Annotated in this window: 7 protein-coding genes; all 7 read right to left on the bottom strand. The window is 69.8% G+C overall.

Annotated elements, in window-relative coordinates; all coding sequences use genetic code 11:
- The coding region (locus tag AC1D1T_RS28385) for a Gfo/Idh/MocA family protein (RefSeq protein WP_477992944.1) at nucleotides 1–865 on the bottom strand (865 nt) is incomplete at its 3' end.
- A 31-nt stretch (nucleotides 866–896) separates the two neighbouring features.
- Nucleotides 897–2,324, bottom strand: a complete 1,428-nt coding sequence (locus AC1D1T_RS28390) for an enolase-like domain-containing protein (protein ID WP_477992945.1) — start codon at nucleotides 2,322–2,324, stop codon at nucleotides 897–899.
- Entirely contained in the window at nucleotides 2,314–3,129 is an 816-nt protein-coding gene (locus AC1D1T_RS28395; RefSeq protein WP_465112564.1) for an ABC transporter ATP-binding protein, read from the bottom strand. Before AC1D1T_RS28395 ends, AC1D1T_RS28390 begins: the two co-directional genes overlap by 11 nt.
- Nucleotides 3,126–4,121, bottom strand: a complete 996-nt coding sequence (locus AC1D1T_RS28400) for an ABC transporter substrate-binding protein (RefSeq protein ID WP_047512048.1) — start codon at nucleotides 4,119–4,121, stop codon at nucleotides 3,126–3,128. The genes AC1D1T_RS28395 and AC1D1T_RS28400 overlap by 4 nt, the downstream gene beginning before the upstream one ends.
- 23 nt (nucleotides 4,122–4,144) lie before the next feature.
- Complete coding sequence (locus AC1D1T_RS28405) at nucleotides 4,145–4,927, bottom strand: ABC transporter permease (protein ID WP_465112565.1); 783 nt, start codon at nucleotides 4,925–4,927, stop codon at nucleotides 4,145–4,147.
- 44 nt (nucleotides 4,928–4,971) lie between these two features.
- A complete protein-coding gene (locus AC1D1T_RS28410) occupies nucleotides 4,972–5,643 on the bottom strand; it encodes a TetR/AcrR family transcriptional regulator (RefSeq protein ID WP_477844511.1) in 672 nt (223 codons plus the stop codon).
- A 48-nt stretch (nucleotides 5,644–5,691) separates the two neighbouring features.
- Nucleotides 5,692–6,963 (bottom strand): DUF2403 domain-containing lipoprotein (locus tag AC1D1T_RS28415; protein ID WP_477992946.1); only part of this gene is annotated, 1,272 nt, incomplete at its 5' end.

Here is a 6,963-nt window from a genome sequence, read left to right on the forward strand (position 1 = left end):
GCCCGGCCACCGCCGAGCCGTGCGTGCCGTCGACGTGGAAGGTGACCAGGTCGTCGCGCCGCACGCGCGTCACCCACGAGCTGTTGACCTGCGCGATCACGCCGCCGGCCAGCTGGAAGGTCGCGTAGGCGGCGTCGTCGGCCGTCGCGCGGTACGGCTTGCCGGCTTCATCGAAACGTTCCGGGATGTGCGTGGTGCCGAGGCACGACACCGCCTGCACCTCGCCGAACAGGTTGTCCAGCACGTAGCGCCAGTGGCACACCATGTCGAGGATGATGCCGCCGCCGTCTTCCTGCCGGTAGTTCCACGACGGCCGCTGGATCGGCTGCAGGTCGCCCTCGAACACCCAGTAGCCGAACTCGATGCGCACCGACAGGATGCGGCCGAAGAAGCCGGCGCGTTTCAGCATGTCGAGCTTGCGCAGGCCGGGCAGGAACAGCTTGTCCTGCACCGCGCCGTGCTTCACGCCGGCCTGCTGCGCGAGGCGGCACACCTCCAGCGCCTCGGACAGGTTGGTCGCGATCGGCTTCTCGCAGTAGACATGCTTGCCGGCGCGGATCGCCTGCGCGAGCAGCGTCGGGCGCATCTGCGTGGTGCCGGCGTCGAAGAACACGGTGTCGGCGCGGTCGGCCATCGCGGCATCGAGGTTGGTGCCCCAGCGCGCGATGCCGTGGGCCTTCGCCAGCGCCTCGATCTTGCCGGCATCGCGGCCGATCAGCACCGGGTCGGGCATCAGCCGGTCGCCGTTGGCGAGCGCCACGCCGCCCTGCTGGCGGATCGCGACGATCGAGCGGATCAGGTGCTGGTTCATGCCCATGCGGCCGGTGACGCCGTGCATGATCAGACCGAGTCGTTGTGTGGCCATGGGGCTCCTTGCGGGGTCGGACGATGAGGATTCAGACGAGGGCGGCTGCCTGCGACAGCGGCTGCATCGCCGACCAGTCTGGCGTGGCCGCGTGGGCGTAACCGGGGCCGGCCAGCGAATGGAGATCGATGCGGCCGCCGGCGATGCGCAGCCGCCCGTCGCCGTCGTACAGGTCGGGATGGGCCCGCACGAAGGCCTGGCGTTCGGCGGCCGGCGCGGCACCGAAGCCGTCGGCGTAGTGGTGGCCGTTGCGCTCGGCATGATCCAGGCCCAGCAGCGCGGCCAGCGCCAGGTCCTGCTGCACCGCGAGGCCGGCCTGGCAGGTCAGGTCCTCGGCCGACATGAACCACGCCGGCGCCTGGCCGTCGCGCCGCGCGGCCTGGTTCCAGCGTTCGCAGCGCGCGCGGTTGACGAGCGACTTGTAGAAGCCCTTGCAGCCCTTGCTCGACACGCCTTGCCAGCCGGCGTCGCGGCCGCGCACGAAGGCGTCCAGCGTGCCGTCGGCCTCGTCCATCAGCAGCGGGCAGGGCAGGGGTGGCAGCGCGCCGTCGAACGAGCGATCGCGGGGCAGCGGCTGCTCCAGGTACAGCAGCGCATCGGGCCGCGCGGCGTATGCCGGCAGCGAAGCCAGCCGCGCGAACAGCTCGGAGATCGCCGCCGTGTCGCCGTACTGCTCATTGCCGTCGAGCGTGTAGCGGTGGCCGGGCGCATCTCGGTCGAGCACCGCCAGCACCTCGGCGAGGCGTTGCACGTCGGCCCGCGGATCGCCGCCGAGCTTGATCTTGAACACCCGGTGCCCGTAGCGCGCGATCACCGCCGGCAGGCTCACCGGCAGCGGGCCGGCGTCCTCGGGCAGCGGCTGCAGTGCATCGAGCAGGCCCACGGTGTGGCGGGCCTCGATGCGCAGCCGCGGTGGCACCAGCGTCGGGAGCCAGCCGTTCCAGTCGAAGCCGCGCAGGTCGGGCAGCAGCGCGCTGGGCTGCAGGCCGATCGCGTTGCGCGCGACCGCCTCGAACACCGACACACCGAGCGCCCGGCACAGCGCGTCGAGCACCGCGCGGTCGACCAGCGCCGCGCCGAAGGCGCTCGACAGCTCGGTCGCTCCGGCGTGGCGGCCGGCGTCGGCCAGCGCGGCTGCATGGCGCTGGAACAGCTCGAACGCACTGGCCGACGCATCGCCGGCGTAGGCCTGCACCGTGCGCTCGACGGCGTTGGCCAGGTGCTCGACGTTCTGCGCGTGCGAGAAACCGGCGCGCTTGTCGAACCACTTCGGCACCATCAGTTCGGCCGCGTGGCCTTGCCAGCTGCCGCGGCCGGCCACCTCGACGGTGGCGCGCACGAAGAGCTGCGGGCAGCGATCGAGCGTGACCGCGCCGAAGCGGAACGGCAGGCGCAGCGCCACCGGCCGCACGCCGCAATCGACCGCGCGCACGACCAGCAGGATGCCCTCAATGCGCATCGAGCGACCCCTGCGCATAGAAGTGCGCGCGCAGCGTCTTCGCGTACGCGGCGAAGGCCTCGCTGCCCATCACGTCGAGCGAGCGCGGCCGCGGCAGCGCGATGTCGTACACCGCGGCGATGGCCCCCGGGCGCTCGGTCATCACCGCCACCCGGTCCGACAGGAAGATCGCCTCCGGGATGCTGTGCGTGATCAGCAGCACCGTCTTGCCGGAGGCGCCCCAGATGCGCTGCAGCTCCAGGTTCATGCGCTCGCGCGTCATCGCGTCGAGCGCGCCRAAGGGCTCGTCCATCAGCAGCACCGGCGGGTCGTGCAGCAGCGCCCGCAGGATGGCCACGCGCTGCTGCATGCCGCCCGACAGCTGCCACGGGTACTTGTTCTCGAAGCCGCGCAGCCCGGCCATCTCGATCAGCTGCTGCGCACGCTCGCGGGCTGCCGCCATCGGCAGCCCGCGGATCTCGGCCTGCAGCAGGATGTTGTCGATGACGCGCCGCCACGGCAGCAGCAGCGCGTTCTGGAACACGATGCCCACGTCGGTCTGCGGGCCGTTCACCGCACGGCCGGAGAGCGTCAACTCGCCGCCGCTGGCCGGCAACAGCCCGGCCACCAGCTTCATCAGCGTGCTCTTGCCGCAACCCGACGGGCCGACCACCGAGACGAACTCGCCGGCGCGGATCGAGAGATCGAGCGGGCGCAGCGTCTCGACGTCGCCGTCCTGCGTGCGGTAGGTCTTGCGCAGGCCGCGGGCCTCGATCAGCACCGGGGCCAGCTCGGCCTCTGGCACGGTCTTGAGCACGGCGCTCACGGCAGGTAGTCGAGAGTGACGTAGTCCTCGGGCTTGCCGCGCGTGGCCGGGTCCATGCCGCCGTACTGCACCAGCAGGTCCAGCGATTCGCCCACGTTCTTCATCGAGACGCGGAACGGCCGCAGCGCCTTGGTCTCGTCGGTGTGGTACAGCGCGGTCGTCAGCTTCAGGCCCACCAGCATGGTGTCGCGCTGGCCGGATTTCGGGTTCGCCTTCAGCGTCGCGTCGACCGCGGCCTCGGGGTTCTTCTCGGCCTCTTCGAGCGCGCGCGTGGTGGCGCGCAGGAAGCGCTTGACCAGGTCGGCTTTGCCGGACAGCGTGTCCTTGTGCGCGACGATGCCCGAGCTGATCAGGTTCACGCCGTAGTCGGCGAAGCGCACCACCTGCACGGGCTTCTTCGTCGCATCCTGCAGCTTGATGTTCTGGTCCATCACGTAGCCGAGCAGCAGGTCGGCCTGGCCGTTGATCACCGCGTTCAGCTTGGTCTGCGCGTCGCCGGAGACGGTCTTGAACTGGTTCTCCTGCAGCCCGGTCTTCTTCAGGAACAGCGGCCAGATCTGGCTCATCGAGTCGCCGGGCGTCATCGCGACGGTCTTGCCGGCGATGTCCTTCGCGGTCTTCACGCCCTTCTCGGAGAAGCCCATCACCGACATCGGGCTGACCTGCAGCGCGACGCCGACCGCCTTCACCGGCGCGCCCTTGGCAGCGGCCTTCATCATCGTCGGCACGTCGACATAGCCGAAGGTGGCCGAGCCCGCCGCCACCGCCTGGATCGACACCGCCGAGCCGCGGCCCTCCTGGATCTCCAGGTCGATGCCCTCGGCCTCGTAGAAGCCTTTCTCCTTGCCGATGAAGAAGGGCGCGTGCTCGCTGTAGACGTACCAGTTGAGCAGCAGCACCACCTTGTCGCGGGCCTGCGCGAAGGCAGGCGCGGCGAGGCCGACCGACAACGCGGCCGCCGCAGCGGCTTGCACCAGGACGCGTCTCTTCATGGGATGTCTCCTTCGGTTGTTGTTCAGGGCGTGCCGAGCTGTCCGGCGCGCTGCGAGGTGTGCCAGGGCATCAGCCAGCGTTCGACGAGTTCGACGGCGAGGAACAGCAGCACGCCCACCATCGACAGCAGCACCAGCGCGGCGAACATCAGCGGCAGGTCGAAGCTGCCGGTGGCCTTCTGCAGCACATAGCCGATGCCGGAGTTGGAGCCGACGAACTCGCCGACCACCGCGCCCACCACCGCCAGCGTCACCGAGACCTTCAGCCCGCTGAAGATCGACGGCAGCGCGGTGGGCAGCCGGAACTTGATGAACACCTTCCACGGGCTCGCGCCCATCGAACGGGCCAGGTCGATCACGTCGGCCTCGACCGACTTGAAGCCCTGCACCGTGGCGACCACCACCGGGAAGAAGCCGAGCAGGAAGGCCGCGATCACCTTGGGCACGATGCCGAAGCCGAACCACACGACGAACAGCGGCGCGATCGCCACCTTCGGGATCGACTGCGAGAACACCAGCAGCGGGTAGACGAAGCTCTCGACCAGGCGCGACGACGCGATCCACATCGCGATCGGCACGCCGAACAGCGCCGACAGCGCGAAGCCGCCCAGCGTGGCGTACAGCGTGGGCAGCGTCTCGCGCAGCAGCATCGGCCCCTCGGCCACCAGCTGGTGCGCCACCGACCACGGCGTGGGGATCAGGTAGGGCGGGATGCGGAACAGCCGCACCGCCAGGTCCCACAGCACCAGCAGCACCACCAGCAGCCAGGCCGGGCGCAGCGCGGGAGACAGGAGCCAGCGTTTCATCGTGCGGTCCTTCTTAACCGTTTGGTGAATTGCAGGGTCTGGCGTCAGTCCCGCAGGACATAGCCCATCACCACCTCGGTGATGTGCGACAGGCGCTCCGACAGGGCCTTGGGCGCCATCAGGTCGCGCCCGAAGATGGTCGACAGCGTGTGGTTGTTCGACAGGTAGAAGTACGCCAGGCCGGCGATCGAGATGTAGAGCTGCACCGCGTCGACGCCGCCGCGGAAGGTGCCTTCGCGGCGGCCGCGCTCCAGCACCTCGCCGAGCGTGTGCAGCAGCGGCGAGTTCATCTCGCGGATGCGGCTGGACGTCTTCAGGTGGCGGGCGCGGTGCAGGTTCTCGCTGTTCAGCAGCGTCAGGAATTCCGGGTGTGCGAGGTAGTGCTCCCAGGTGAACGACACCAGCCGGCGCACCGCGTCGGGCGGGCTCAGGCGTTCGAGGTGCAGCTCGCGCTCGGCGTCGCGGATGTCGGCATAGGTCTGCTCGAGCACCGCGAGGAACAGCTCGTCCTTGCCGCCGAAGTAGTAGTAGATGAGGCGCTTGTTGACGCCGGCGCGCTCGGCGATGCCGTCGATGCGCGCGCCACCCAGGCCGCTTGCGGCGAACTCGTGCATCGCGGCGCGCAGGATCTCCTGCTGCGTGCGGTCGGCGTCACGGGTGCGCAGCTCGACGATGGTGGCTGCGCTGGCAGCGGTGGCGGGCAGGGGCGACGGCATGGCGCCCATAATTCAACGGATGGTGAATTATGGGCATCCGGTTGAACCCTACTTCGGCAGGCGCAAGCCCATCAGGCTGTCGACCGCAGCGCGGGTGATCGTGTTCGGCAACGCCGGCACGATGGCCTTCAACGAGGCCGGGATGGCGCCCGGGTGGACCATCGCCACCTGCACCGCGCGCGACTGCTCGTCGAGCAGCACCAGGTAGTAGCGGTCATCCACCGGACGGCGCCAGACCGGGCCGGCGCTGCCGCGGTTGTTGGCGTCGATGACGGCCCCTTGCTTCATCACCGTCCGGCTGTTCGCGTCGAGCAGGTCGGCATCGGTCGAGAAGTGATCCATCGTGCAGCCCTTGACGCCGCAGGTCGAGCCGCCCAGCGAGCCGACCTGGTACGAGCGGATGCCGGTGCTGATGATGTCGCGGTTGCCGTACTGCGCGCCTTGCGATTCGGCCACCACCTCGAGGATGTTGATCTGGCCGCAGCCGTCGCCGAGCCCGGCGTTGCCGGGGGTGTTGCTGAAGCAGTGGCAGGGGCTGTAGCCCGACCAGCCGTCGCGGTACAGCTCCGACGGGGCGACCGCGAGCCACGGCGAGTCTTCGGCCTTCTCGTCCTTGCCGTCGGTGACGCAGCTCAGCGGCTTCATCGTCGGGTCGTCGGCGTACGGCATGCCGGCCAGCATCACGACCAGCTTCGAGCCCTTCCAGCCGACGAAGTCGAGGTCGGAGCCCGGGCAGTACGGGTCGCTGCCGGGGCCGCACTTGAACGGCTTCTCCTGCGACGCGAAGACGGTGCAGCTGTTGCCGAGCTCGCTGGGCAGCACCTTCGAACCTTTCGGTCCGGAGAAGTGGAAGTTGTACGGCTTGTCGGGCGTGCGGCGGTCCCAGAACGAGCGGATCGCCCAGTTGCCGTCGGTGGCGCCCAGCGGCTGGTAGACGACCAGTTGCTTGATGCGCAGCGGGCCGTCGAGCACCAGCCCGAGTTCTTCGTTGAACGGGCTGATCCTGTCGCTGGTGACGTCGTGCTTCGTGCGGCAGCAGGATTCATCACCCCACGGGAACTTGATGACTTCCGACTGCACGTTGCAGCTCGCGCTGCCGGCCTGCGCCTCGATGCGGCGGCCCCAGTAGCCCTTGGCGCCGATGTTCGTGAAGGTCAGCGTGCCGCCGAGCGTCGGCGTGCCGTTGTTGCTCGTCGGGGACGCCGTGTGGGCGGGAGCCTGGGTGTTGCCCAGGTCCGACCAGGTGTTGGCGGACGGCGCGGGGGCCGGAGCCGGGCTCGGTGCCGGCGCGGGTGCCGGACTCGGTGCGGGGCTCGGGGA

This window comes from Rhizobacter sp. P2_H3, assembly GCF_056403355.1.